This is a genomic window from Arthrobacter sp. B2I5 (genome assembly GCF_030816735.1).
Classification (GTDB): Bacteria; Actinomycetota; Actinomycetes; order Actinomycetales; family Micrococcaceae; genus Arthrobacter.
In genome coordinates this window covers 1838835-1865212 of sequence record NZ_JAUSYF010000001.1, presented here as the reverse complement: position 1 = coordinate 1865212, position 26378 = coordinate 1838835, and the positions used below count along the sequence as shown (strand labels likewise).

At 64.7% G+C, this 26378-nt stretch carries 26 protein-coding genes; 21 read left to right on the top strand and 5 right to left on the bottom strand.

All coding sequences use genetic code 11. The annotated features are described in order from the left end of the window. The first annotated feature begins 6 nt into the window (after positions 1-6). The 4 genes from QFZ60_RS08935 to QFZ60_RS08920 are packed head-to-tail and all read left to right on the top strand — an operon-like array spanning position 7 to position 3590. On the top strand, positions 7-279 hold the full coding sequence (locus tag QFZ60_RS08935) for a DUF1508 domain-containing protein (protein ID WP_307089859.1): 273 nt from the start codon (positions 7-9) through the stop codon (positions 277-279). 11 nt (positions 280-290) lie between these two features. After that, positions 291-1253: an ABC transporter ATP-binding protein gene (locus QFZ60_RS08930; RefSeq protein WP_307089857.1), complete on the top strand. Its 963-nt coding sequence runs from the start codon at positions 291-293 to the stop codon at positions 1251-1253. A 1-nt stretch (position 1254) separates the two neighbouring features. Continuing rightward, a complete protein-coding gene (locus QFZ60_RS08925; protein WP_307089855.1) occupies positions 1255-2427 on the top strand; it encodes an ABC transporter permease in 1173 nt (390 codons plus the stop codon). Next, on the top strand, positions 2424-3590 hold the full coding sequence (locus QFZ60_RS08920) for an ABC transporter permease (protein ID WP_307089853.1): 1167 nt from the start codon (positions 2424-2426) through the stop codon (positions 3588-3590). Before QFZ60_RS08925 ends, QFZ60_RS08920 begins: the two co-directional genes overlap by 4 nt. A gap of 70 nt (positions 3591-3660) precedes the next feature. Here the strand turns inward: QFZ60_RS08920 and QFZ60_RS08915 are convergent, their stop codons facing one another. After that, the gene (locus QFZ60_RS08915; protein WP_307089851.1) at positions 3661-5118 is read right to left on the bottom strand and encodes a DUF5129 domain-containing protein; all 1458 of its coding nucleotides are present in this window, start codon (positions 5116-5118) and stop codon (positions 3661-3663) included. A gap of 121 nt (positions 5119-5239) precedes the next feature. Between QFZ60_RS08915 and QFZ60_RS08910 the strand changes: the two genes are divergently transcribed. The 11 genes from QFZ60_RS08910 (at position 5240) to QFZ60_RS08860 (ending at position 16861) form a co-directional block, all read left to right on the top strand. After that, positions 5240-6091 carry a universal stress protein gene (locus QFZ60_RS08910; protein WP_307089849.1) on the top strand — a complete coding sequence of 284 codons (852 nt, stop codon included), beginning with the start codon at positions 5240-5242 and terminating at the stop codon, positions 6089-6091. A 60-nt stretch (positions 6092-6151) separates the two neighbouring features. Further along, positions 6152-6682, top strand: coding sequence for a hypothetical protein (locus tag QFZ60_RS08905; protein WP_307089848.1), 531 nt, complete (start codon positions 6152-6154; stop codon positions 6680-6682). After that, the gene (locus QFZ60_RS08900; RefSeq protein ID WP_142031419.1) at positions 6679-6873 is read left to right on the top strand and encodes a hypothetical protein; all 195 of its coding nucleotides are present in this window, start codon (positions 6679-6681) and stop codon (positions 6871-6873) included. Before QFZ60_RS08905 ends, QFZ60_RS08900 begins: the two co-directional genes overlap by 4 nt. 53 nt (positions 6874-6926) lie before the next feature. Next, complete coding sequence (locus QFZ60_RS08895; protein WP_307089845.1) at positions 6927-7793, top strand: HNH endonuclease; 867 nt, start codon at positions 6927-6929, stop codon at positions 7791-7793. A 24-nt stretch (positions 7794-7817) separates the two neighbouring features. Then, the gene (locus QFZ60_RS08890) at positions 7818-8765 is read left to right on the top strand and encodes an alpha/beta fold hydrolase (RefSeq protein WP_307089843.1); all 948 of its coding nucleotides are present in this window, start codon (positions 7818-7820) and stop codon (positions 8763-8765) included. A 107-nt stretch (positions 8766-8872) separates the two neighbouring features. Next, on the top strand, positions 8873-9895 hold the full coding sequence (locus QFZ60_RS08885) for a LacI family DNA-binding transcriptional regulator (RefSeq protein WP_307089842.1): 1023 nt from the start codon (positions 8873-8875) through the stop codon (positions 9893-9895). Positions 9896-10038: 143 nt separating this feature from the next. Next, a complete protein-coding gene (locus tag QFZ60_RS08880; protein ID WP_307089840.1) occupies positions 10039-11331 on the top strand; it encodes a sugar ABC transporter substrate-binding protein in 1293 nt (430 codons plus the stop codon). 65 nt (positions 11332-11396) lie between these two features. Beyond that, complete coding sequence (locus QFZ60_RS08875) at positions 11397-12368, top strand: carbohydrate ABC transporter permease (RefSeq protein ID WP_307089839.1); 972 nt, start codon at positions 11397-11399, stop codon at positions 12366-12368. Between the two features lies 1 nt (position 12369). Further along, complete coding sequence (locus QFZ60_RS08870) at positions 12370-13248, top strand: carbohydrate ABC transporter permease (protein ID WP_056336391.1); 879 nt, start codon at positions 12370-12372, stop codon at positions 13246-13248. Positions 13249-13250: 2 nt separating this feature from the next. Continuing rightward, positions 13251-14768: a glycoside hydrolase family 32 protein gene (locus tag QFZ60_RS08865; protein ID WP_307089837.1), complete on the top strand. Its 1518-nt coding sequence runs from the start codon at positions 13251-13253 to the stop codon at positions 14766-14768. Positions 14769-15001: 233 nt separating this feature from the next. Continuing rightward, positions 15002-16861 carry a substrate-binding domain-containing protein gene (locus tag QFZ60_RS08860; protein WP_307089835.1) on the top strand — a complete coding sequence of 620 codons (1860 nt, stop codon included), beginning with the start codon at positions 15002-15004 and terminating at the stop codon, positions 16859-16861. Positions 16862-16923: 62 nt separating this feature from the next. On the opposite strand, the gene QFZ60_RS08855 is transcribed toward QFZ60_RS08860, so the two are convergent. Further along, positions 16924-17253 (bottom strand): hypothetical protein, encoded by a 330-nt coding sequence (locus QFZ60_RS08855; protein WP_307089833.1) that lies wholly within the window; start codon positions 17251-17253, stop codon positions 16924-16926. Positions 17254-17417: 164 nt separating this feature from the next. Here QFZ60_RS08855 and QFZ60_RS08850 point away from each other — a divergent pair, with 164 nt between their 5' ends. Further along, positions 17418-17918 carry a DUF2087 domain-containing protein gene (locus QFZ60_RS08850; protein WP_307089831.1) on the top strand — a complete coding sequence of 167 codons (501 nt, stop codon included), beginning with the start codon at positions 17418-17420 and terminating at the stop codon, positions 17916-17918. A gap of 62 nt (positions 17919-17980) precedes the next feature. On the opposite strand, the gene QFZ60_RS08845 is transcribed toward QFZ60_RS08850, so the two are convergent. The 3 genes from QFZ60_RS08845 to QFZ60_RS08835 all read right to left on the bottom strand — a co-directional run bounded on the left by QFZ60_RS08845 (position 17981) and on the right by QFZ60_RS08835 (position 21523). Beyond that, positions 17981-18832 (bottom strand): phosphotransferase, encoded by an 852-nt coding sequence (locus tag QFZ60_RS08845; RefSeq protein WP_307089829.1) that lies wholly within the window; start codon positions 18830-18832, stop codon positions 17981-17983. 70 nt (positions 18833-18902) lie between these two features. Further along, the gene (locus tag QFZ60_RS08840; protein ID WP_307089826.1) at positions 18903-19775 is read right to left on the bottom strand and encodes a hypothetical protein; all 873 of its coding nucleotides are present in this window, start codon (positions 19773-19775) and stop codon (positions 18903-18905) included. Next, on the bottom strand, positions 19775-21523 hold the full coding sequence (locus tag QFZ60_RS08835; RefSeq protein ID WP_307089825.1) for an FAD-dependent oxidoreductase: 1749 nt from the start codon (positions 21521-21523) through the stop codon (positions 19775-19777). The genes QFZ60_RS08840 and QFZ60_RS08835 overlap by 1 nt, the downstream gene beginning before the upstream one ends. Before the next feature lie 252 nt (positions 21524-21775). Between QFZ60_RS08835 and QFZ60_RS08830 the strand changes: the two genes are divergently transcribed. The 5 genes from QFZ60_RS08830 to QFZ60_RS08810 all read left to right on the top strand — a co-directional run bounded on the left by QFZ60_RS08830 (position 21776) and on the right by QFZ60_RS08810 (position 25675). After that, entirely contained in the window at positions 21776-22138 is a 363-nt protein-coding gene (locus tag QFZ60_RS08830) for a UBP-type zinc finger domain-containing protein (RefSeq protein ID WP_307089823.1), read from the top strand. Between the two features lie 64 nt (positions 22139-22202). Next, entirely contained in the window at positions 22203-22910 is a 708-nt protein-coding gene (locus tag QFZ60_RS08825) for an MSMEG_4193 family putative phosphomutase (protein ID WP_307089821.1), read from the top strand. A 9-nt stretch (positions 22911-22919) separates the two neighbouring features. Then, positions 22920-23474 (top strand): DUF3090 domain-containing protein, encoded by a 555-nt coding sequence (locus QFZ60_RS08820; RefSeq protein WP_307089819.1) that lies wholly within the window; start codon positions 22920-22922, stop codon positions 23472-23474. Further along, positions 23474-24241: an SCO1664 family protein gene (locus QFZ60_RS08815; protein WP_307089817.1), complete on the top strand. Its 768-nt coding sequence runs from the start codon at positions 23474-23476 to the stop codon at positions 24239-24241. Before QFZ60_RS08820 ends, QFZ60_RS08815 begins: the two co-directional genes overlap by 1 nt. Before the next feature lie 258 nt (positions 24242-24499). Continuing rightward, on the top strand, positions 24500-25675 hold the full coding sequence (locus QFZ60_RS08810; protein WP_307089815.1) for a serine hydrolase: 1176 nt from the start codon (positions 24500-24502) through the stop codon (positions 25673-25675). Positions 25676-26378 lie beyond the last annotated feature (703 nt).

Genomic DNA, 26378 nt, shown 5'->3' with positions numbered 1-26378 from the left:
AGGCTTATGGCAGGTACGTTCGAGTTGTTTGTCGATGAAGATTCACAGATCCGGTTCCGGCTTGTAATGCCGGATGGACACGTACTCGCGGTTTCCGGACAATTCACTGACAAGCGCGCGGCGGCCGCGGCCATCGAAGAGGTGCGCGAATGCGCCGGAACCGGGCTGATCCGGGACGTGGTTTCGCCATCGCCCAGCCGGGCCATAGTCCCTGTTCCGCACCCCCGCCACACCGTACGGCGCGGGGTTCGCAGGCTGAACTCCCTCGGCGCCGCTTAGGTACGGACGCCGTGACAACGGGCCTGCAGATCCAGCGGACGGAGGTCCTTGGCGCCGAAGGGTTCGTAAAGAAGTACGGCAACCGCACCGTCGTGGAGGGCGTCTCCTTCCACATCCGTGCCGGTGAAACTTATGGGCTGCTGGGTCCGAACGGTGCCGGCAAAACCACGATCATCTCCATGGTTGCAGGTTTGATTCGTGCTGATGCCGGGTCTATCCGCATCGCCGGCGAAGTGATGGCGCCCTCGAGTATCCGCGCCAGGCGGCACTTCGGCCTGGTCCCCCAGGAGCTGGCGATCTACCCCGATCTCACGGCGAAAGAGAACCTCCGGTTCTTCGGCAGGCTGCAGGGCATGGGCGGGCAGGAGCTCAAGCTGCGCACCGCGGAGGTCCTGGAGCTCATCGGGCTGGCGGACCGGGCGGGTGAGCAAACCAAGAAATTCTCCGGCGGGATGAAACGCCGGCTGAACATCGGCATCGGCCTCCTTCACCGTCCCACCCTTCTGATCCTGGATGAACCCACTGTCGGCGTGGACCCCCAGTCACGCAATTCAATCCTCGAATCGGTGGAGGTCCTCGCCACCGAAGGAATGGCCGTTCTCTACACCACCCACTACATGGAAGAAGCCGAACGCCTTTGCAACCGGATCGCGATCATCGATGAGGGCCGGATCCAGGCAGAGGGCACCAGGAACGAGCTGGTGGAGCTGACCGGAGGGGTGGACCGCATAGACCTGCGGGGCAGCGGTGACGTTGCCGCTGCGTCCGCAGCGCTCCGCCTGCTCCCCGGTGTGCAGAATGTAGACGCCGGGTCATCCGGCATGATCCTGACCGTCCACAATGGACCCGGCCTGCTCGCCCCCATCGTCGAACGGGCCGGTTCAGCGGGAATGGCCCTGACCGCCGTCGAAATTGTGCGCCCCGACCTCGAATCGGTGTTCCTGCACCTGACCGGCAAAGCGCTCCGGGACTGACATGCGCGGCCTCTGGGCCATGGTTGCCAACGACCTGCGGCTGCGGATCCGGGACAAGTCGGTGTTCATCTTTTCCCTCATCGTCCCGTTGGCCCTGATGGGGGTGCTGAATCTTTCCTTCGGCAGCTTCGGAACTGACAGCGTGGAGCTGAAGCCGGCTGTCGTCGTCGCAAATTCCGGCGACGGCGGACAGCTGGGCTCCGCCTTGCTGGAAACCCTCGACACGCTCCCCGTCATGGAGGTGACCATCAGGACGGTTCCTGCCGGCGACGTCAGCCGGGAGACGAAGGATTCCGGCGCGGATCTGGGCATCGTGCTGCCGGCGGATTTTACGACGGCGGTCACGGCCGGCCGTCCAGTTGCCGTGCAGGTGGTGCAAGGCGATGCTGCCCGCATGGAGACGAACGTGCTGGTTTCGGTCGTCGACGGCCTCCTGGAACAGTTTTCGGCCGGAACCGTCACGGCGACGGCAGGCGAGCGTGCCGGGCTCCCCCACCAGGTGCTCGGCGACCTTGCCCGTCAAACCGCTGCCGGCACCCCTGCCCTCAGCCTTTCTGAAGGGCAGGCAGCATCAGGACAGCTCTCGCTGAAGGGCAGCCTGGTAGCCGGCCAGGCCGGGCTTTTCCTGCTGTTCACTGTCGGTTTCGGAGTTTTGGGACTGCTGGCCGAGCGCGAAGGTGGAACACTTGCCAGGCTGGAATCTGCCCCGGTGACGCGCGGGAGCATGGTCACGGCGAAAGCGCTGGTGGGATTCATCCTGGGCGTGGCGGCAACAGCGGTGCTGCTGGGTGTCGGCAGCCTGCTGTTCGGGGTCTCCTTCGGCTCCCCTGCCGTTGTGGCACTCCTCGTCCTTGCCGTCGCCGCGGCAGCCACCAGCCTTACCTTCATTGTGGCGCGGCTGGTCCGGACCGCGGAGCAGGCCAACATTGCCCAGTCCATCCTGGGCATGGTCCTCGGCATCGCCGGCGGGGCCTTTTTTCCCATCCAAACCTCGGGTTTCCTGGCCAGCCTCATGGATCTGAATCCCGTGGCCGCGTTCATCCGGGGCCTGGGGATATCCGCCGGTGGCGGCGGCGTGGCTGACGTCGCCGTCCCCCTGGTAATAATGCTGGGTTTCGCCGCCGTGGCAACACTCGCCTCACGCCTGGTACCGGACCGGGGTTCCCGGGGATGAAAAGCCTGGCGGGAATTGCGCTGGTGGAAGTCCGCCGCTTCCTGCGGGACCGGTCGAACATCTTTTTCGTGTTCATCTTCCCGCTGCTGCTGATCCTGTTGCTCGGTTCGCAGTTCGGGGCCAACAGCGGCCAGGCACGGGTGGGACTGGCCGGTGACGTCGGCAGCGGGCTGGCGAAGGCCCTGGTCCAGCAGCTGCAGGCAGACGGCCTGGATGTGGCAACGGCAGGCGAGGCAACGGTACGGGACCAGTTGAGCCGCGGAAGGATCGACGTCGGGATCTTCCTGGCGGATGCTGACGCTGCCGATTTCTCCGCGGGGCGTCCGGCCCGGATCGAGGCTGTGGCGGCATCACAGTCCTCGGCGCAGGCAGTCCTGCAGGAAGTGCGGGGTTCTGTCCAGGCAGTCAGCACAGAGCAGCGGCAGCGCAAGCTTCTGGAAGGAGCGGGCATCGGTGCCGCGGAAGCGGCCGCAGTATTGGAGCAGGCAAGGGAATCGGTGAAACGGCCCATCATGGACCTGGTTGACACGAATGATGTCACGCAGGAATTCCGGGGTCTGGGCAAGTTCGATCTTGGCGCGGTCCAGCAGCTCCTGCTGTTCGTCTTCCTGAGCTCGCTTACCGGGGCTGCCACCCTCATCAAGGCCAGGCGCCTTGGCGTCGTTGCCCGGGTCATGGCCGCGCCCGTGGCCAGCTGGCAGGCAGTGGGCGGCCAGGCACTGGGACGGTTCGGGATCGCGGCCGTGCAAGGCCTCTACATCATGGCCGGGACAGCGCTGTTGTTCGGCGTGGAGTGGGGAAACCCCCTGCTCGCCGGCGTCATCCTCGCTGTGTTCTGTGCGGTTTCCGCTGCGGCGGCAATGGTCATCGGCTCCGTCCTGGACAATGACGCGGCAGCATCCGGGGTGGGTGTGGGTCTGGGTTTGGTGCTGGCCGGCCTGGGCGGGTCCATGGTGCCTCCGGAGTTCTTTTCCGGAGCGCTTCAACAGGTATCCCTCCTGACGCCGCACCGCTGGGCCTATGACGCCTTCGCCGAAGTCCAGCGGCACGGCGGCACGCTGACGGACATCCTGCCGCAGTTGGGCGTTCTGGCGGCGATGGCCGCGGCTTTGTTGGTTCTGGGGTCATTCCTGTTGCGGCGCAGTCTTGGACGCGCGCTCTGAACCGGCGCTAACGAAACCCGCAGGGCCGCAGGCGGCCAGCGCTGTGCCTGCACCGGTAGTGGAATTGCGGCTAGAAGCTGGACGAACTGCCGGAGCCCGAGAAACTGCCGCCACTGCTTCCGTACCCCGTGGTGCTGCCGCCGCCCCTGGCGGAGTTGACGCTGCTGACTCCGGTATTGAAGCCGGAGCTGAATGTGGCCACGGAGAAAAAGTTGTAGGACGGATACACCGTGCCCAGGATGCTGGGTTCGTAGGTCCGCTGCCTGTGGTGGTCCAGGCCCCCGTGTGCCGTCTCCATCTGCTCGCGCATCAGGCGGGCCTCGCGCTCATTTTTTGCGAAGCCCTGGATGACGGTTTCTGCATGGTTCTCCAACAGCTCCGAGAGCCGTGAGCGTGCCTCATAGAGCCGGTCCAGGGCCTTTTCCGGGCTGATGCTCCGGTCGGCCAGTTCCGCCGTCCACCGTTCGATGTCCCGGAGGCTCTCGTCGCGGAAGGAACGAAGTGCCGTGGCGGTGGCAGAGTCCCCCTGCCCGTGGCGTTTGGCCAGGAGTTGCTCAAGCCCGGCCAGGTCTTTGCGGAACGGGGCGAGCTGCCGGTCCCAGGCGGTAGGCCAGGTGTCGGCGCGGTTGAGCAGGGCGTTGCTGTCGGCGATGACGTCATCCAGGGCATCCAGCTCTGCTGCGGCATCCGCGAACTGGCGGGCGAGCTTGAGGTTCTTCCGCCGGCTGAGCGCCCGTTTGCCCAGCGCGTGCACCTGGTTGGAGAGTTCGGTCGCGGCCGCATAGCGGCTCAGGAAGGTGCGGTGTTTCTCCAGGACGCGGCTGCCGTAACGGGATGATTCGGGGATGGTGCCGGCGTTCAGTTCCGTGACGTCCAGGTCCATGCTGACGTTGGAGTAGCTCCGGTCACCGCGTTCGATCTGCGTACGGCAGGACGTCCTGGTCACGGCCCGCACAATCAGCCATGCCGCAGCGCCCAGGGCCGCAAGGCCCCCGGTGATCCAGGCCGTGATCAGGAAGGCGGCAGACCTGTACCAGGGCTGGTTGATGAGCTCGGCGGCACGGCGGATTCCGGCCACCGTGCCGTCGGTCCATTGTGCGTCGCGGAACAGGTCCTTCGAGGCGTCCTGGATGTCGCTGCGCTGTTCAAGCGACACTTTCCGGTCCTCGCCCATGTAAGTGCCCACGTGGCGTCCCACCGGGTCGAGCGCGAAAATGAACAACCCATCTGCCCATTTCTGTCCATCCGCGCTGATCCACTCAGGGTGCCTGTCACGGGCGAACTTCAGGACCTCTTCATTGAGGTTGTCCTCAGGCTTTCCGTTGTATGTAAAGACGGCAACGCGGGTGGGCTCGTAGAACTGGATCTTCTCGATCGCTGGAACCAGCGTGTTCCGGTCCAGGACACCGGCTGTGTCTTCCACGACGACGGCTGCCGGGGCCGTGGCAACGCTTGGGGCCGCAGCCCCCAGCAGGGTGGCAGCCAGGGCAAGCATGATCACGGCTATCCGGCCAACCATGCTGCCCATATCCCTTCCCGCTTCCTAGAATCAGAAGGATTCCTGGATTCAGCATGGAACCAACGGCCCGGCGCGCCAAAGGGGCGAAGGTCCCGCCAGCGAAGATCGGCCTGATGAGGAGCGCTGCCACATGACACACGGTTCGGGGCACATTGTGGCCGGTTATGACGGCTCGGACGAGGCGGCGGCCGCCGTCCGGTGGGCGGCGCGCCATGCCCGGGCGATCAGTTGCCCGCTCCATGTGGTGCATTGTTCGATGTGGCCGTTGCTGACAAGGCACCTGGGTCCTGTCCCGGGGGTGTCCGGCAGTGGCCTGGAACAGTCCGCCCAGTCCGTCGTGGAGGAGGGCGTCTCGCATGCGGCAGCGGAAGTACCTGGCCTTGAAATCCGCAGCACCCTGCTCCACGGACTGCCCGCACAGCTCCTGGCTGAATTTTCCGCCGGTGACAGGATGCTGGTTGTCGGCAGCCGCGGGCTGGGCGGTTTCCTGGGCCTCCTGGTGGGGTCCGTGAGCCTGGGGCTGGCGGCCACTGCGGCCTGCCCTGTTGCTGTGGTCCGGGAGGACACCCATCCCGCCGGACCCGTCGTCGCCGCCGTCGATGCATCGGGCTCGCCCGCAGCCCTGGAAGACGCCTGCGGCCTGGCGTCCGCATGGCAGGCACCCCTCACGGTGGTCCACGTCCGCCACGAGCCCGCCGGCTACCCGCGGCAGGACGGGCAGGACTCCGGGGCTGATGCCCGGGAAGTCCTTGAATCCGCCCTGGCCCACGCGCGGACCATGGTGCCCAATGCTGCCGTCGACGGCAGGTTGCCCACGGACAGTTCGGTCCCGCACGCCATCCTTGAGGCCGCCCGGGAAGCGCGGATAGTGGTGGTGGGTTCCCAGGGCCGCGGGGTCCTCCGGGAGACCATTGGGTCAACCGCGCACGCAGTACTGCACCATGCCCACGGGCCGGTCCTCGTTTCCCGGCGCGGTGCCTGAGCAAGGCTGCGGCAGGAGTGTCGGCCCGGCTCCAGCAGCACTGGCGCCTAAGCTGGTTCGGTGACCCCTGTCCCCTCCCCCGGCCCGCTGGACGTCGTCGTCCATTCGGGGCCGGCGGACTGGTGGGTCATCCTTGCGGGGCTCGGCCCCCTGGCCGTCCTTATCGCAGCCCTGCTTGCCTTCTACATCAACTGGCGGACGCTCAAGCAGCGCACCGCAGCTGACCAGACCGCGCTGGACCAAAAGCGCGAAGCGGACGCCGACGCCCTGCGGCAGAAGACCGAAGCAGACAGCCGTGCGGAATGGTGGCGCCGTACGCAATGGGCGCTGGACCGGGCTTTGGATCCCGATGAAGGGACAAAGGCGCTGGGCCTGGCCACGCTGGAAGTCCTTGCCAGGAGCGAACTCGCCCGCACCGAGGAACTCGAGTTGTTCGACATCGCCTGGAAGAGTGTGTCCGGCGACGAGAACGGAGATGATGAAGAAGCCGGTGCAGCCCCGGGGCAGGAGACGGCCTTCGTGGACGACGGCGGGAACTTAGGCGAGAATGGAACAACGGATGAAGACAATGCCAGGGAGGTTGAACCATGAGTGCAGCATCGCCTGAACACCGCCTTGTCCACCCTCCCCGGAACAGCGCTGCCAAGCCTGCCGGGAAAAAAGCCACCCCCGCCGAACATCGGGTCCAGGTTGCTGCAGCCAGGCTGCGCGTCACGCTTGATGAACGCTTAGGCCGGGAAACGCCTGCCAAGACCAAGGCCCTTGCCAAGGAACCGATCTAAGTTCCGTTGCAAGTGCTTGGGGTTCGACGACGCATGGCCGGGTTCGGTGGGCAGTGGCAGTAATCCTTGGCTGCGGCCTGGAGCGGCTGCGCCGCTGGGACTATGAGGCCGTCGTCGGGCAGGTGGCGCAGTCCGGCAGGTATCTGGACCGTTGGCGTATCGGCTCCCGCCCTGACATCCTCCCGGGAAGCGAAGCCTGGCTCCTGCTGCAAGGCAGCAATGATGCGGGCAGCGGACTGATCGGCCACGGTTGGGTGGCGTCGGAGCCGTACCAGGCTGCAGCGGGCGAGGTTCCCGGTGCCACGGATTGGTCCATCGCGGTGGTCTTCGATTCCCTGTTGCCGCTGGGTGAACAGATACGTCCCGGGACCCTTCGGGAAGCCTTCCCCGGCGGCCCCTGGGATATGGCGAACGGCCCCTCCCTGGTGGCCCTGCCGCCGTCGTCCGGGCCTGTTCTGCAGAACTTGTGGCGGCAATGCGGGCCAACGACGGCGGATCCCACCGAGGTGGTGGCCGGAGCCTGGCCGCCGGGCGCCGTCAGCCATGTCCAGGTGAACCGCTTTGAGCGGGACCCTGACGCACGGCGCGCCTGCCTGGCCTTCCATGGCACGTCGTGCGCCGCCTGCGGCTTCTCCTTCGAGTCCGCCTACGGCGAGGCCGGCGCAGGAGCAATTGCCGTGCACCACGTGGTGCCGCCGGCGATGCTTGGCGGCGGATACCAGCTTGACCCCATCGCCGACCTCATTCCGCTCTGCCGTAACTGCCACTCGGTGGCGCATGGCGCCAACCCGGCGCTGACGGTGTCCGAACTCCGGAGCATCATCTCGGCCGCCGGGCATCTGAGGGGTGAAGTGGTCAGCGATCCGGCCCTTCAGGCGCAGGAGGATGCGCGGCGGATCCTCGGGAGCGGCCAGCCGTAGGGTTTGCGGGGTTATCTTGGGACCATGGCGGAGCCGGACCGGAAAGAGTACGGGGTTGACCCTGAGGAGTTCGGTTCTGCCCTGGTGGATACCGCCGCCCTCCTGGATGCGGAGTTGGGGGACGTCGATTGGTCAGTTCCGCCGCCGGGCTCGGTGCATGTCCCCATCGACGTTCCCAGTGGCAGGCTGGCAGCCATGGCGCTGGGTGATCCGGACAATCCCTGCGTACTCCTGGTACCCGGGGCCACCGGTTCGAAAGAGGATTTCTCGCTCATGATGCCCGACCTGGCTGACGCCGGCTACTTCGCGCTGGCCTACGACCTGGCCGGTCAGTACCAGTCAGCAGGCGCAGGCCCGGAGAACCTGGTGCCGCCCCGGAAGCACTACGACTACCGGCTATTCGTGGATGACTTCCTGGCGGTCATGATGTCCACTGCCACCCCTGTCCACGTCGTGGCTTATTCCTTCGCCGGCGTTATCGCGCAAATGGCCTACGTGGAGCACCCGGAGCTTTTCAGGTCCCTCACCCTGCTGGGCTGCCCGCCGGAGCCCGGCCAGGGCTTCAGGGGCGTGAGCCACCTCGGCCGTTTGAGCACGTGGGTGAACGGACGGGCAGGCGCTGCCCTCCTGATTTGGGGCATCCGCAGCGGCCGCATGGTCCACGTGCCGCCTGGGCGGCAACGGTTCGTCAATTACCGTTTCCGCTTCACGCACCGCGCCGCCGTCCGGCACATCTACATACTCATGCAAAATGTTCCGGACCTTCGGCAGCTCCTGGCGGAGGCGCCGATTCCCAAGTTTGTTGCGGTAGGCGAACACGACCTGTGGCCGCTTCAGCTGCACCGGGTGTTCGCGCAGGCCATTCGTGCCAGGATCGGGGTATACAGGGGCGGGCACAGTCCCTGTGAAACTTCCCCGCATGAGTTCAGCCGCGATCTTTTGGCCCTTTATGCCAAAGCGGACGAGGGGTAATCCAGGCATTTGAGCCGCCAAAGACCCGGAAGGCCTTGACGGCAGCAAAACGTTTTGCATAGAGTGATGCAGGCAACATACAAAACGTTTTGCAAAGGAAGAAGTCAATGGCGACCAAGGTAAACATCCGGGACGTGGCGAAAGCTGCCGGCGTTTCCGTGACCACCGTGTCCCATGCCCTGAGCGAGGCGCACAGCTCCCGGGTCAACGCCCGGACTGTGGAGCACATCAAGGCGGTGGCCGGAGAACTCGGCTACGCCCCCAACCGGCTGGCCAGCGGACTGCGCAACCAGCGCTCCCGGATCCTCGGCCTGGTCAGCGATGAGATCACCACCACCCCCTTTGCCGGTGCCATGATCCAGGGTGCACAGGACGCAGCCTCCGAGCACGGACACCTGCTAATGGTGGTCAACTCCGGCCTGGATAATGAACTCGAACGACAGGAAATCCGGGCCCTGCAACAGCACCAGGTGGACGGGGTCATCTACGCCCGGATGTTCCACCAGCTGGTATCCGCTCCAGGCGAGCTGAACGGTCTGCCGACGGTCGTCCTGGATGCGGCCACGGACGATCCCCGGCTGTCCTCTGTGGTACCGGATGAATTTGGTGCCGGCCAATCGGCTGCCGAACTCCTCGTGGCAGCAGGCCACCGCAGGATCGCCATGATCAACAACGAGGACGACATTCCGGCAGCCCACGGGCGGCTTGCAGGCTTCCGCGAACGCCTGCTCCGCTCCGGACTGGAACTGGCGGAAGAGAACCTGGTGGCCGCACATCCAAGCACGGCCGGAGGGCGGGAAGCTGCGCTGCAGCTGCTGTCCGGAACGGAGCGGCCCACAGCGCTGTTCTGCTTCAACGACCAAATGGCCATGGGCGCCTACCAGGCCGCCGGACACCTCGGCATCAAGGTGCCGCAGGAGCTCTCGATCGTGGGGGTGGACAACCTCGAACTGATCGCGGATGCCCTGTGGCCCGGGCTGTCCACCGTGGCCCTCCCGCACTACGAAATGGGCCGGTGGGCCGTCCTCAAACTCCTCGCCGAACTTGATGACCCGGACGCCGCCCGCATCCAGGAAAAGATCTCCTGCCCGCTCGTCGAGCGGGCGTCTGTGGCTCCACCCCAAGACTGAACCATCCAGCGCCTGAACCGGATCCGCACAGCGGACCCGGCCCTCAGTAAACCCGCAAAAAGGGAACGCAGCCGTTGCAGCGGCCGCGTTCCCGGCAGGACCCCATCAATCCCTCCACCGTGTCCAAGCAGAAAGACCGACCCATGAACAAGACGCTCACCAAGGTCCTCGCGACCAGCATAGCCGCCGCCGCACTCACTGCCACCCTCGCCGGCTGCGGCAAGGGCAGCGCCTCCTCCTCCACGGAAGGATCCGGCGAAATTGCCCTGTGGACCCACAATGCAGGCAACCCCGACGAACTGGCCGCCGTCCAGAAGATCGTCGACTCCTACAACGGCAGCCAGGACAAGGTGAAGATCAAGGTCCAGGCTTTCCCCCAGGACTCATACAACGACTCCGTGGTCTCCGCGGCTGCGGCCGGGAAGCTGCCATGCATTGTGGACATCGACGGCCCCAATGTCCCCAACTGGGCCTGGGCCGGCTACCTGAAGCCGCTCGAACTCGGCGCCGACCTTTCCAAGCAGCTGCCCAGCACAGTGGCGGAATGGGACGGAAAACCCTATGCGGTTGGCTACTACGACGTCGCGTTGGCCATGATGGCCCGGGCCTCGGACCTGAAGGCTGCCGGCGTCCGTGTTGCCACCATCGAACAGCCGTGGACCAAGGCAGAGTTCCAGGACGCCCTTACCAAGCTCAAGGCGTTGGGCAAATGGGATTACCCGCTGGACATCGGCACTGCCGGGACCGGCGAATGGCTGCCTTATGCCTACTCCCCTTTCCTGCAGTCCTTCGGCGGCGACCTGGTGAACAGGGACGGCTTCCAGAGTGCCGATGGCGCGCTGAACGGAGACAAGGCAGTGGAGTGGGCCGGCTGGTTCCGCGGCCTGGCCGACCAGGGCTTCATGGCCAAGAAGAGCGGCAAGGACTCCACCCAGGACTTCCTGAACAACAAGAGCGCCATCGTGTATACCGGGTCCTGGGCTGCGGACAAGGCCAAGGCAGCGCTCGGCGATGACCTGGTGGTCATGCCGCCGGTGGACCTGGGCAAGGGCCCGAAGATCGGCGGCGCCTCCTGGCAGTGGGGCGTCACCAGCGGCTGCAGCAACTCCGAAGCGGCCATGGACTACCTCTCCTACTCACTGAAACCGGAGAACATCGCGGCAGTGGCCAAGGCAACCGGCGCCATTCCCGCCAGCAACGAGGCTGCCGCCCAGATCCCGGCCTTCGCTGAAGGCGGGGCCAACCGGATCTTCATGGACTTCTCCCGCCAGTACGCCGTGATGCGGCCGGAGACCCCGGCGTACCCCTTCATCGCCACCGAATTTGGGAAAGCCACGCAGGACATCCTCAACGGGGCAGACGCCCAGTCCACCCTGGACAAGGCCGTGAAGGCGATCGACGCCAACATCAAGTCCAACGGCGGCTACAAGAAATAGCCGGACCCGCGGGAGGCCTGCACCCAACGGTGCAGGCCTCCCAGGCCCGCCGATCGGAGATTCCCATGGCAACTGTCCCCCTCCCCACCCGTCCCCGCGTTCCGGACGCACCCAAACCCGCCCTGCCGCCGTCGGACGCCAAAACCAACGCACGGCGACGCCCCGGCTTCCGCCGCGACCAGGTCAGCGGCTGGGGCATGATCGCCCCGGCAGCGTTGCTGCTGCTGGCCTTCGTGTTCATCCCGGCCATCCTCGGCTTCGGCCTGGCCTTCACCAACGCCAGGCTCATTTCGCCCCGTCCCGTCGAATTCGTGGGAATGGACAACTTCGCACGGCTCTTTACCGACCCCACGTTCTACCGGGCACTGCTCAACGTGGCCTACTTCACCGTGGTCATCGTGCCGGTGCAGTCCGGCCTGGCCCTGGTGTTGGCCCTCCTGATCAACAAGAAGTTCCGCGGTGTGAACTTCTTCCGCACCGTGTACTTCCTGCCGGTGGTCACCTCCATGGTGGTGGTTTCGCTGCTGTGGCTGTTCATGTACCGCAAGGACGGCCTGATCAACGAGATCCTCTCCAGCGTCAGCTTCGGCCTGATCAACGGACCTGACTGGCTGGGCGACCCCAATACCGCCATGCCGGCCATCATCATCCTGTCTATCTGGCAGGCTGCCGGCTTCCACATGATCATCTGGCTGGCAGGGCTGCAGGGCATTTCCGGTGAGCTGTACGAGGCGGCGCAGCTGGACGGCACCAGCCGGTGGCAGCAATTCCGGTACGTGACGTGGCCCGGGCTGTTCCATACCCGCAGCCTGGTCCTGGTCACCATCACCATCCAGGCCCTGGGCCTGTTCGACCAGATCAGCGTGATGACGCAGGGCGGGCCGATGGATTCAACCACCACCATCGTTTATGAGGCCGTCCGGTCAGGCTACCGGCAGCAGGAAACGTCCTATGCATCCGCCATCTCGCTGGTGTTCTTCGTCCTTGTACTGATCGTCTCCGCGGTGCAGCGCTACCTCACGCGGGAGAAAGACTGACATGAAAAACCAACTGCTTCTCAGGAGCGCCGGCACCATGCTGGTGCGCGTCCTCTTCGCCGTCGTCGCTGCCTTCCCCATCGTCTTCATGCTGGTGTCCTCCCTGAAGCCGGACCAGCAGATCTTCGGCGACATGTCCTCGCTGGCGGCGTTCCTGCCGGTGGGCAACATCTCCTTCGACAACTACGCAGCCGTCTTCGACCGCGTCCCGGCCGCACGCTTCCTGCTCAACTCCGTGGGCGTTTCCGCCGTCACCGTGGTCCTGGGCATCTTCGTCAACAGCCTCTGCGCGTTCGCCCTGTCCCGGATGCAGGTCAAGGGCAAGAAGATCGTCTTCACCGCGATCCTGGCCACCCTGATCGTGCCGTTCCAGACCCTGGCCCTGCCCCTGGTGTGGTGGGTCAACCAGCTCCCCTACTTCGAGCTGAACGGCTTCAGCCTCGAGTTCTCCAAGGGCTGGCTGGACACCTACCAGGTCCAGATCATTCCGTTCATCGCCAACGCGTTCTCCATCTACCTGTACCACCAGTACTTCGAGTCCATCCCTAAGGAACTGGATGAAGCAGCCCGGATCGACGGTGCCGGCTGGTTCAAGATTTACCGGCAGGTGGTCATGCCCCTGGCAGGCCCGGCCACGGCAACGGTGGCGATCCTGACCTTCCTGCCGGCCTGGAACTCCTACCTCTGGCCGCTCATGGTGGTCCAGTCCGAGGAACTGCGGCCTGTGATGATCGGCATCCAGTACTTCTTCCAGTTGAACGTCTCGTGGGGCGAGGTGATGGCCTACGCCTCCCTGATCACGGTCCCGGTGGTGGTGCTCTTCATCGCCTTCCAGCGTTCATTCGTCAACAGCATCGCCTCCAGCGGCGTGAAGGGCTGAGCATGAAGACATTGACGACGGCGGCAGGAACCCCGCCCGCTGCCATCAGCGATCCTTACCGGCCCGCCTTCCACTACACGGCCGAACGGAACTGGCTCAACGATCCCAACGGACTGGTGTACCTCAACGGCACCTACCACCTGTTCTACCAGCACAATCCCTTCGGCCCTGACTGGGGCAACATGTCCTGGGGGCACGCCACCTCAGAGGACCTGCTGAACTGGGACGAGCAGCCGGTGGCGATTCCGTGCGACGAGCACGAGGCGATCTTTTCCGGATCGGCTGTGTTCGATGAATTCAACACCAGCGGCTTCGGCACAGCCGCCAACCCCCCGCTCGTGGCGATTTACACCAGCGCCTATACCGGTGCCTCCCCGCTGGCCGGCCGGCAGGCACAATCGCTGGCGTACAGCCTGGACGAGGGGCTGACCTGGACCAAGTACCACGGCAACCCCGTCCTGGACCGCGCATCAGCGGAGTTCCGGGACCCCAAGGTGTTTTGGTACGACGGCGGCGCAGGCAGTTACTGGGTGATGGTGGCCGTGGAGGCGGTGCAGCGGCAGGTGGTGCTGTACAAGTCCGACGATTTGAAAGCGTGGAAACACCTGAGCACTTTCGGGCCCGCCAACGCCACCGGCGGAGTCTGGGAGTGCCCGGACCTTTTCGAACTGCCCGTCGACGGAGACCCGCAGGACACCCGGTGGGTCCTCATCGTAAACCTCAACCCTGGCGGCATCGCCGGCGGCTCGGCGGGGCAGTACTTCCTGGGAACGTTCGACGGCGTGGCGTTCCGGTCCGAATCGACCGTCACGGCGGGCCTCCAGACCGACGGTTCGCGCATGCGCGAGTACGGCTGGCTGGACTGGGGACGGGACTATTACGCCGCCGTCTCGTTCAGCAACATGCCCGATGGGCGCCGCGTCATGATCGGCTGGATGAACAACTGGGACTATGCCAGGGAAACGCCTACCGGGGACTGGCGAAGTACCATGTCCCTGCCACGTGAAGTTTCGCTCATCCGCGTGGACGGGAAACCGGCCCTGCGGCAGCAGGCCATCGACCCGTTTTCCGGGCTTGGCCCCGCGCAGTTGCAGCTCGGGCCGCAGGCCTTGGCAACCGGCGTTATGCCGCTGCCTGCTGCGTCAGAGGTGGCACGGATCGATGTTGAGTTCCGGCCGGGCACTGCAGACAGCGTGGGGCTGCTGCTAGCTACTGCGGATACCGAACGCACCGTGATCCGCTATGACGTAGCGGAGGGAATCCTCAGGCTTGACCGCAGGGAGTCGGGGAACGTCAAATTCCATGACGCTTTCCCATCCATTGAAACCGTGGCGGTTCCCCTGCAGGACGGCCGCCTCGGGCTGCGTGTCTACCTGGACCGCTGCTCCGTGGAGGTGTTCGCGCAGGACGGCCTGGCCACCGTGACGGATCTGGTGTTCCCCTCACGGGCGGGCACGGCGCTGGCGGTTTTTGCCCAGGGTGAGGGCGCGCACCTTGTGGCGCTCGACGTCGTCGGCTGACTCCGTGGAAGGCCTGCGGTCTCCCCGGTAATCCTTTGACTGATGCGGAACACCACATGGCTGATCAAATTTCTGAGAGGACACCCACAGATCGCGTACTTCGGGGTTATCCTCAAAGGGCGTATCCAGTTGTTGGGGCAGGGCAAGGCGTAACTGCGGTGTGACCGCCGCGGGTCAGTTTCATCATTTGCATTCACACCGGGGGAACCCGGCGGATTTCAAAGGAAACGAGCATGGGCCGCCGACATGCAGCAGCTGACGTCAGCTATCCACGCTGGATCTGGATCGTTGCGGCGGGCACCGTGGCACTCCTCATCCTGGGCGGCGGGTTCGTGTTGCGAATGCTGATCTTCCCCGCGGGCCCGGAGGGAAATCGGGATGGTGGTGGTGCTCCCCCGGCGGCCTCACCCCTGACGCAGGACAGCCCGGCATCAGTCCCCGGAAACCCGCCGTGCATTTCCTTGAACATCCTCACGTCACTGGAGAACGCCGACATGGTGCGGGCTTTGGCGGCCGGGTACACAGCGAAGCCTCGGAGCGTTGACGGCAAATGCGTGACTCCGGCAGTGACCCAGGAAGAGTCAGGAGTGGCCGCCAACAAGGTTGCCGGGAAGTTTTCCGGCATGGCCGCCGGAGACAAGCCGTCCATCTGGCTGCCGGACTCCTCAGCGTGGTTGCGGATCGCGGCTGCAGCTGACGGCGGAAGCCCTGTCCCGCAGGAGGCAACCAGCGTGGCCCGCAGCGCCATCGTTGTAGCCATGCCGGAGACCATGACTGCCACCCTGGGCTGGGACAAACAACCCCCGTCATGGTCCGAAGTCTTCAAAATGGCCGGGGAACAGGATATCTGGGAACGCCTGGGCCATGGCGACTGGGGAAAATTCAAGTTTGGGAAGGCCAGTCCACTCGTCTCAACGGCGGGCCTCTTGGCCCTTGCTGCTTCCTATGGTGCCGCCGGCGGCAGCGCAGGTGGTGTGGACGGCATGGACCTGCACGCGCCGTCGCTGATCGATAAAGTCCGCGCGGTTGAACTGGGCACCAGCCACTACATGGCCACCCCGGAGCACTTCCTGTGGCACACGAGGCAGGCTGACGACGCCGGGAACGTCTCGGAATTCCTCTCCGCCGTCATCGTTGATGAAAAATCGGTGTGGGACTACAACCGGGGAGTAGTCAGCGAAGACGGCAAAACCAAGCACTCCGGGCCTCCGCCGAAGGAGCCGCTGAGAGCAATTTACCCCCAGGACGGGGTGTACGTCGCAGACAACCCTGCGGTCATTCTCGAGGGAGATTGGGTGGGGAGCCAACTGCGATCGGCGGCCCAGGATTTCCTTGCGTTCGCAGCGACCCAACAGGGCCAGGACGTTGTGAAGGCCTCAGGCTATCGGTCGGCGCAGGGGGCGGTGGATGCCGGGGTGGCATCAACCGGACAATACGCCCAAACGCTGCAGCCACTGCCGCTGCCCAAAGCGGAGGCGCTTGCAGCCATCAAGGACAGCTTCCCCGAGGTCCGGAAGCGGGCCAGGGCCTTGTTCCTGCTGGACGTCTCGGACTCGATGGTGCAGGAGCCCGGGCTGACCAAACTGCAACGGGCCAAGGATGCCGTTGCCAGGGCGCTGGAACATTTTGTCGGCGATGATGAGATCGGGTTGGCCGCCTTCTCCCATGAAGGCGACGGTCCCCTGCAACCGGGCATCGTGACCCCGGTAGCCCCGCTGAAGTCCAATAAGGAAGACCTCATCAGCAAACTCAACGGGCTGCAGGCTGTGGAAGCAACACCCCTGTTCGAAGCAGTGAGCCGGTTCGCCAGCGACCAAGCCAAGGAATACAAAGAGAGCTTTATCAACTCGATTGTGCTCTTGAGTGACGGCAAGAACGATACCCGGCACCCTGGGGACCTGGGCGGGCTCTCGGAGCAGTTGAGTCACCAGAACCACTCGACGCCGGTGCTCGTCTTTACCCTCGCGTACGGTCCGGGCGCCGATGTCGCCACTCTCCGGGAAATCGCCAGGTCCAGCGGGGCTCACTACTATGACGCCACAGATCCAAGCAGGCTCGAAGAGGTGCTCGGCGAACTGGTGACCAGCTTCTAGGCCAAGACATCCGACTCCCGGAGCCGGACGACGGCAACAGGGCCACATGTCCCGCCGCAGCCTCAGCGCCCGCCCAGTGCATGGAGGACAGCGGCACCAAGGTTCGTCAACGTCATGAAGACCAGGGCCGGAACTCCGAGCATCCAGGCTGCCCGCCGCCGTCGTGCCTGGTTGACAAGGATCCGGAGGCCGTCAAACCTCCGTTGAAGCGCCAACTGGTCGCCTTGGGGAGCCGGCCGCCGGTGCCACGTCCCAGGCTGGACTGCCACCGAGGATATTCGGGCAAGCTCCACCGGGCTGAGCACCGGGTTGAACCCGTGCAACCAGCGCAACAGTTGAGCGGCCGTGACCACGGCAACCTGCTCAGGCCGGGCCTTTTCGGCGCTGGCCAAGTGATTCAGATACGTGGCCTTGAAGACCTGGGTATGCGAGGCCCACGGCACCGCCACCGCTTCCGGCAACAGGAGCTTCGGGGCTACGATCTTTGATCACCCACTGACACAAGTGGCTTGGTTGGGCGGCAGAGGAGAAAACTGACGTGGCCGAAAGCAGGAGAATGAGCGGCCCCCATTGGCGCCGGGTCCTGGGAACGCTCGGCAACGGCGATGCCCGGATTGCCTACGCCCAAATTGTGCTCGGGGCTGCGCCTGCCGACATCCTGCCTGAAGCAAAGGAGCAGCGGCGGAACCGGGCAATCGCCGGCCTTCTTGAAGCCGGGCTCGTGGAGCAGCAGGCGTCAGGCGACTTGGTGGCGTCGGACTCCATATTCCGCGACCTGCTGGACCAGCAGCCACGCCGGCAGCCCCGGACGGGACTCGACAGGTTCATGCGGCTCGGCCGGATCGAAAGATACCCGGCAAACGTGGCGGAACGGCGGGAGCTTCTTGCCAGGATTGCGGGTGAGGTCATTGCGCCTGGAGAACAGCTAACAGAGAGGCAAGTCAACGAGCGTCTCCTCAGTTATACCGACGACGTTGTGCTGCTGCGCCGCTACCTGGTCGACTTTGGACTACTGGAGCGCACGCCCTCGGGCTCTTCGTACTCCCTGGTGGTGTAGCCCCGCTTTATCCAGCCCTGGCGGCGGCTCGGTCAGTTCATTCAGCCCGGGGAGTTTACTGGCTAGAAGTTCTGCAGGGCCTCACCCAGCATGCGGTGGCCCTGGGCTTCGAAGGCTGTGTCGCCTACGAGAAAAGCCCACACGGCCGTGCCGACTGCTTCCCTCAGCAATTCGATCCGCCACGGATCATGCGCCCGCGGATCCTTTCCGTACCCGTCCAGGAACACTGATTCGAGGGCCGGGTCCGTCTGCCACTGCTGCATTGAGAGACGGCAGAAGTCGCTCGCGGCCGGCCGGAAGTCGAACCGCCCGAAATCTATCGCTTTGAGCCGCCCTTCATGACTGATCCAGTTTCGCGGGTGCCAGTCACCGTGGGTCGGAACAACCCTGACCGGCGAAGGGCTGTAGTCCAGCAGGTGCCGCCGGGCGTCGCTTTCCAGCCTCGGATCAATCCTGTGGTGGCGGTCAAGCCAGCTCAGTGCCTTCTGCGTGACCCGGGCTTCATATTGATCGTTCACCCGGTGTTCCTCTGCGTGGAGCATGCTCAACAGCTGCCCGGCCTGGCGGTGCAGTCCCCCGTCCAATTCCTTTGCAGTGCCTTCCAACAGGTCCCCGTCGAGATATTCGAGGACCATAACCCTTGCGGACCGACTTGAGTGCAGCATCAGCGGTGCGCAGCCGGCAGCCAGGAGCGGGCGGGTATAGGAGGCGTGGGCCGTGATCTCGCGGTGGATGTGATGATTCTCGCGGCCAGCGGCCTTCACAATTCTCGCCAGGCCACCGGCATGGACCTTGAGGACCTTCGTGTCCGTCAGCCCCCACGACAAGTCCTCAATGAGTTCCGGCGGCCCCAGCCACCGTGCCACCAGTTCGGCTTGCGGCGCAGACAGGCAGCCCCGGTCCCATCCCTTCATGCCCGGAGCCTATCAAGGCTGGCTCGGGGAAGATCCCGGCGCCCTGTGCGAAGCATAGGAACCCTTCCGATCAACCGGGAGCAGCCGGTCCCCGGGAAGTCGTCGAAAGCGAAAGCGCGAGTGCCCACCCGCCGGCCACTCCAATGGCAAGTAGGACGGCTACGAAGGCGATCGCCGGTCCACTCGGCCATGCCAGGGCGCCGCCGTACCGCAGTAGTGCAAGCGCCTGAAGAAGAACGAACGCAACGGAGGTCAGGGCCACTGGGCGGACAGTGCTGAGGTCACGGCTGAACTGACCCTGCGCTGCCGCCCACCCCAGACCGACCAGCCACGCGCCGATAGCCCGCCCTGTCAGTTCGGACAGTGTCCACGGCCACCAGCGCGCGGCCAGCGTGGGGACTGCCAGGAGCGCCACGCCATACAACAGCAGTACCCCGGCGATTCCCGCCAGGAGCATCCGGAGCGCAGGAGGCAGCACTGGCGGTCCCGCTGTCACGGACTTTGGATCGGGACGCCGCGACCGGACCTGCATCCGGCTGATGATGAGCATCGCCACAGGCACCAGGGCATAAATTGCCAGCCAGGCCCAGGTGGCTATCCGGGCAGTGGGGGCAGCGTTTGAAGATAGGTGGAAGCGATCGATATGGAGCAGGGTGACGCCCAAAGTTAATGCAGTAAAGATGAACACGGGCCAGACTGCCAGCCGCGCTGAATTCCAACCCGCCGACCGGGCGCCCGTCACCTCCAGGCCGGCACTCGACCAGTATGCCGCGCCGAGGAAGACAGCGGTCATGGGCGGATTGACGGTCCACGCGAAAAATTCATCAGTCTGGAGCGGAAAGACGAACAGCACGAGCCCGGCCAGAAACACGAGGAACGCAGCGGCATAGAGCAGCCACCGCATCGGCGGGATCAACGGTACAGCTTCAGTTGAAGCAGACATCACCGGGGCAGTTCCTCGCGCGCGGCTGCCCCACCAGGGGCAGCGGACGCGGCCGGGAGAGGGTGTTCGGCCAGGTAAGCATGAAGCATCGAAACCACAGTGGCACCATCCCCCACTGCGGTAGCCACTCTCTTGATGGAACCCGCCCGCACGTCGCCAATCGCGAAGATGCCGGGCATGCTGGTTTCCAGCGCCAATGGGGAGCTGTCCGCCCTGGCGGACCCGCCGTAACTGACATCCCTGCCGCCTGTGCGCAGAAAACCGGCCGGATCCCGCTCCACAGTTGCGGGCAGCCAGGAGGTCCGTGGCACCGAACCGATCAACACAAACAAGCCGCCCGCTTCGATTTCCTCGCCCGGGACTGCATCGGCCGCTCCGGATGCGGCTACCTTGACGGCGGCAAGGAATCCGTCATGATCGCGGGCCCCTACGATGGCGGTGCCAAAGCGCATTGCCACATTCCGCGTGGCCTCAAGCTGGGAGATAAGGTACTCCGACATACTGGCCGCCAGTGTAGGCCCGCGTACCAGCAGCGTCACCTTCTTTGCATACCTGGCCAGGTGCAGAACCGCCTGTCCGGCCGAGTTACCGCCGCCCACAACACAAACATGCTTCCCGGCCATGGACGGCGCCTCCGAGACTGTGGCCCCGTAAAAGACGCCTCTGCCAACCAGATCCTCCAACTGGGGTATGCCGAGCCGGCGGTAATCCACGCCGGTGGCCACCACCACTGTGCGGGAATGCACCACGCTGCCATCGGAAATCGACACGGCGTACAGTGTTCCGTCCACGCGGAGCCCCTCCACTTTGCGCAGGAACAGGAAATCGGTGCCCAGGGTCCAGGCCTGGTGGAAGGAGCGGTAGGCCAGGTGGGCCCCGCTCACACCGCGGGAGAAGCCAGGGTAGTTCCGGATGAGCGAGCTGGTGCCGGCCTGGCCACCCACAGCCTCTCCCTCGATCACCATCGTGGAGAGGCCCTCGGAGGAAGCGTAAACAGCGGTCGCGAGGCCGGAGGGACCGGCTCCAACCACCACCACGTCGAAGATCTTGTCCGCCGGTGGCGGCCGGGTCACCCCCATCGCTTCGGCGATCTCCAGGTCAGTGGGGTTCTCAAGGACAATTGGTGGAGCGGTGAACTCAAGCACCATGACGGGCAGCACGGGGTCGCGCAGGTCCAGGCTCTCCAACGTCTGTTGCGCGGTCGCAGACCCTACAGGATGGAAGACGGCGGGGATGTGGTTCCGGCTCAAGGAGTCACGCAAGGTGTGTGTCCTTTCGTCCCCTACCTCCCCGATAAGCCGTACCGCCTCGAACCCGACCCCCTGGGCAAGGTGCCAGTCGTCAAGGGCGTCGGTAATAGCCCCATGGAATTCCTCGTCGCGCAATCGTTCGGGACGTATGATCACCAGTTCGGCGTACCCCTGTGCCACGGCGCGGAAGACAGTTGGGGCGCTTGCGAAGTCACCCCATGTCACCACAACAGCACGTTTGGCCGCAGGGTGAAACCCATAGGCACGCCGCAGGAAATCAAGTCCTCCGCGGTCGGCCGGTCCGTAGCACCCGAGGATGAGGGCCACCTGGCGGTTCCAGCGGCGGAGCCCCTCCAGCACCGCCCGCCCGTGCGCGTGGCCGTCGCAGACCAACACCTCGTAGTCGGCACCGTACCGTCGACGTAACTCATCCCCAAGAATGCGCCGGGAGGTCGCGTCCGTGGTGGCAATCAGCATGATCGGAACCGGGTCATCCATGGGCCGCCGTCTTTCCGGTTCAATGGTTCGGTGGCGCTCACGATACTCGCGCTGAGACACCGGGTACAAGGGTGCTCCTTACCCTCCGGGACGGTCCTTCGCCACCGAAGCAAGTGTCCTATCAGACCCCGTGTTTGACGCCCTGATGCGTCATTCCAAGGGCGCGGAGATAGTGCCAGAATTGCTCCAATCAGTGGCACACGGGATGACATGAACGTCAGCAGAACCGGAGGGATGGACATGGAGGCCTTCATGGAGAATCGCCCTGTTCAGGGAATCAACCTCACCGCCACGCCCAGTGGAACCGGATGCCTGGAGTGCCTGAGCGGTGATGGCCCAGGCTGGTGGCTGCATCTTCGCCGCTGCGCCGAATGCGGCCACATCGGCTGCTGCGATTCATCGCCCTCACAGCATGCCAGTATCCATGCCCGCACCGCCGGACACCCCGTCATGAGATCCTTTGAACCCGGCGAGAACTGGTTCTACGAGCACACCACAAAGAAGTTCTTCCGCGGGCCGCGGCTTCCGGACCCCCAGTCCAGACCGCTGGAGCAGCCATCACCTGCACCGGCAGAGAAGGTACCGGCGGACTGGCGTGAGCGCCTGCACCGGTAGCCGGGATTTCAAACACCCCGTTCGACGCCGGGATTCAGTGGAGGAGGCTGGCTAGGCTGTAGGGATGGCAACAGTTATCCTCGTGCGGCACGGCCGCACCACAGCCAACGCCGCTGGGCTGCTGGCTGGCCGGGCGGCCGGCGTCAGTCTGGACCAGATCGGGCGTGAGCAGGCAGTTTTGACCGGAGACCGACTGGCGGCCGTGCCCTTGGCCGGAGTGGTATCGAGCCCCCTCGAGCGTTGCCAGCAAACCGCCCAACTCATCCTCGATCGCCAGACCAGCAACCCTTCTGCGCCGACCGAACCCGATCTTACCGAGTGCGACTACGGCCAGTGGCAGGGCCGCCTGCTTAGCGATCTCGCCGCCGAAGAGCTCTGGGCGGCTGTGCAGTCGCAGCCGTCCGCCGTCGTTTTTCCCGGCGGTGAATCCATGGCGGCGATGCAGGCCCGGTCGGTAGCGGCAGTCCGGCGCCATGATGCAGCCTTCGAAGCCAAGTACGGGCCAGGGGCCGTGTGGGCGGCAGTGAGCCACGGTGACATCATCAAATCCATCCTCGCCGACGCGTTCGGTATGCACCTCGACTTGTTCCAGCGCATTAACGTGGGCCCGGCCTCCGTGTCGATCGTGCACTATGGTGCTGTTCGGCCGAGCGTCTATGCGACAAACACGGACGCGGGGGATCTGTCGTGGCTGTCGAACGGCATCAACTCGGCCGATGCGCCGGTGGGCGGCGGTGCGGGGCAAACGGCGAAGGGAACCTCGTGTGCCTAAAATACTCACATGCCCACACGCGTTCACGAGTTTGCCTGGCCTGACCGAGTTGTCATCGGCACCGTCGGCCTCCCAGGGGCACGTACGTTCTACTTGCAGGTCCGTACCGGCAAGCAAATCGTGAGCATCGCCCTCGAGAAGCAACAGTCGGCCGAGCTCGCCGGGAAGATTGACGAAATCCTCGATCAGCTCATCGCCCTCGAGGGTAACCCCTTCAGCATTCCCACGGGTACGCCCATCGAACTCGTGGACAATGACCCGCTCGAGGCGGTCGAGGAACAGTTTCGAACCGGCGCCATGACCTTGGGCTGGGACCCGACGACGGCGCAGGTGGTCATCGAGGCATACCCGCTCAGCGATGCCGATGCTGACGATGACGACGACGCGGTTGATGGAAACGGCGCTGAGGTGGCCGAAATGTTGCTGGTGCGGATGCCGGTTGGCACGGCCCGCGCGTTCGCCAAGCGGACCCGTGAGGTGGTGGGAGCCGGACGTCCCGCGTGCCCGCTCTGCGGTTATCCAGTGGACCCCGACGGACACGTCTGCACCCTGCCTGAGGTTTGATGCCGGCACCCGACCTGCTGACTGGCGAGCTGACGCTCACCGGTCGCATTACGACGGCGTCGAATGCCACCTTCGTGGGGACCATCGGCGACACCACGGTCGTTTATAAGCCGATAGCCGGCGAGAAACCGCTGTGGGATTTCCCCGAGGGCTTCCTTGCCCACCGGGAGGTGGCCGCCTACCTGGTTTCTGAGGTCCTGGGCTGGAACGTGGTGCCACGCACCTGGCTCCGGGATGGTCCCCTGGGCGAAGGAATGGTGCAGCTGTGGCAGCAGGCTGATCCCGACCAGAACGCGGTGGACCTCGTAGCCGCGGATGACATTCCGGAGATCGGGTGGAAACAGGTCCTCGAGGGGCAGGATGAGACGGGGCGGATGGTCGCCCTCATCCATGAGGACACGCCGGAGCTACGACGCATGGCGGTGTTTGACGTCGTCGTCAACAACGCTGACCGCAAAGGCGATCACATCCTTGCCATGCCGGACGGACACCGGCACGGCGTGGACCATGGGCTCACCTTTCACCGTGACCACAAGCTGCGCACGGTGCTGTGGGGGTGGCTGGGCGACGGGCTGACGGCCGAGGAACTTGAGGGCATCGACCGTGTCAGCGCAGGGCTGGACGGTGAGCTGGGGCGAAACCTGGCGGACCTGGTCAGTGCCGAAGAAATTGCGTCGCTCGCCGCGCGCTGCGCCCGGTTGCGGTTGGCAGGGCGGTTCCCGACTCCAAGGGGTGGGATGCCCGCGGTGCCTTGGCCGCTGTTCTAAGAACATCAGATCGAAGGACTTGGCTCTTGCTGGCGACGGAGAAGCAGCTGGATGAGGTACTCCCCGTATGGCGGCACGAACGGACGCAGCGTGGCGCGAACAGCCACTGCCCCGCTCATGAAATGAGTCGAGGTCGTTCCCGACTACGAGGGCCAGTCGTAGGATTGAGGTGCTGGGACGGCGGTGCCGCCGCAGGTCTGGCCGGATGTGGTGCCGCAGGCGGCCAAGTCTGTCATTTCGTCCCGAGCGGATGCGGTAATGAGCACAAAGAATCCCATCTGGAGGCGGGCGACCCTAGCATTCGTCCTCCTTGTGTCTGGCTGTACCAATTCCACTGATGAGCCCGCACCGTCATCAAGCTCACCGAGCCCCTTCGTTTCCCTGGAAAATCAGGTCCAGCTGTTTTTAAATGAGGGCGCGGTGGCCGCCGTTGTTCAAATCCGCTGGCCCGGTGGCGAGTGGTCGAAGGCCTACGGCGTGAGGGATCTTGAAACCAGAACGCCGGCGCAGCCTACTGACCGGACACAGATCGCCAGCGTCACCAAAACGATGACAGCAGTGGCGGTGTTGAAGCTCGTGGAGGATCACCTCATCGGTCTCGACGATCCCGTCAATGATGTGATACCTGGATTCACGTCCGCTCTTAAGCCCCCAGCGCCGATCACCGTCAGGCAACTGCTCAGCCATACGTCCGGCATGCCCGAGGTCAACGAGGCTGGGCCACAAGATGTTGACTTCCGACATGCGCTCTCTCAGAAGCTCACGATGGAAAGCGGATTGAAGTTGGCGGGGACTCTCCCCTGGCCAGCAGCCAGCGTGGGATCTTTCAAGTACTCGAATACGAATTACCTCGCCCTCGGCCTCCTAATAGAGGAACTGCGGCACACGCCGTTCAACCAGGTCATGCAGGAGGAGGTCTTTGAACCACTCGGACTGAAGAACACGAGCCTGAAACCCGTAGACCTCACCGCACCCGGACTTCTGCACGGCTACGCCACCATCCGAGGTGAGCGGGTCGACGTCACAGACAACACTGCTTGGGCGGGCAACCCGGCTGGAGGGGCGACGTCCACTGTCGAAGACGTGAATCTCTTTATGGCCGCCCTCTTCACCGGTCGGGCGATCTCGTCGGCGTCGCTGCGGGAAATGAAGACCAGCCCCGGCTTCGCCCCCTACGGACTGGGAATATGGGAGCATTCGGACGGGTGCTCGAAGGAGTCGAGGCACGAGGGCTTAGGCTCGCTCTGGGGCCATCAAACGACAGCCGTCAGCAGCGCAGATGGGCGATACCAGGCAACGATGACCGTGACCGTGCCACCGCTGCCGACCGGACTCGAGGACCCAGCCAGTGAGGAGAAGCGCAGTTTCATGAACGGCCGGATGGAGTCCACCCTCAACGAGGCCTTGGACCGCCTCTGCATGCCAGCCAGATGACAAATCATCTGTTCGTCAGCGGCTGGGTGCGGTCCGGGACTGGCTGTTTGTTGACGCAACCCTCGACAAAGGGTGTCACCTGCTGCGCAGGACAGTGACAAGCCGACATAGGAGCACAGGTATGCCATCCAGGAGGCCGGCGGCCTAGATCCCGCCTCCTCCGACTGGCCCTGCCCAGCCACTGAACTCCCCGCCTCCCCTCTGGCGCTCATCGTCGTCCTTTCCACAGTGGAGACAGCGCCTGTACAGGCTGCCGTCTTCGGCGTGTTCGACATGCCATTTATGGCTGATATTCAGCTTGCACAACAGGGCCTTCAACATGGCCTTCTCCCGTCCGCGTATCTGGCAATTCAATAATGGCCCTCGCGCGTCACGGACGGTACCGGCAGTTACCTCAACGCTGCCCCAAGCCGTTCGACCAGGTCTTCCAAGGATTCGCGCCGTTCGGGTTCGTCGGCGTCGTCCCAGAGCTTGGCCACCTCGGACTTCTCCCCCGAATTGTGCGCTGAGCGTGATCTCCGTACAACTCTCCATTGTCACGGGCCCTATGCCCGAGGAGACTTGAGGCGACGGCATCCCATCAGGGGCCGCCCGCGAGGCCACCGGCTGCGGGCCTCACATTACCCTGTAGCGGCTTTGTGGATCGATGAGCTCCATGACACCCCTCGAAAAGGCCGGTCAGCGGTCGCGCCATCTCTTGCCC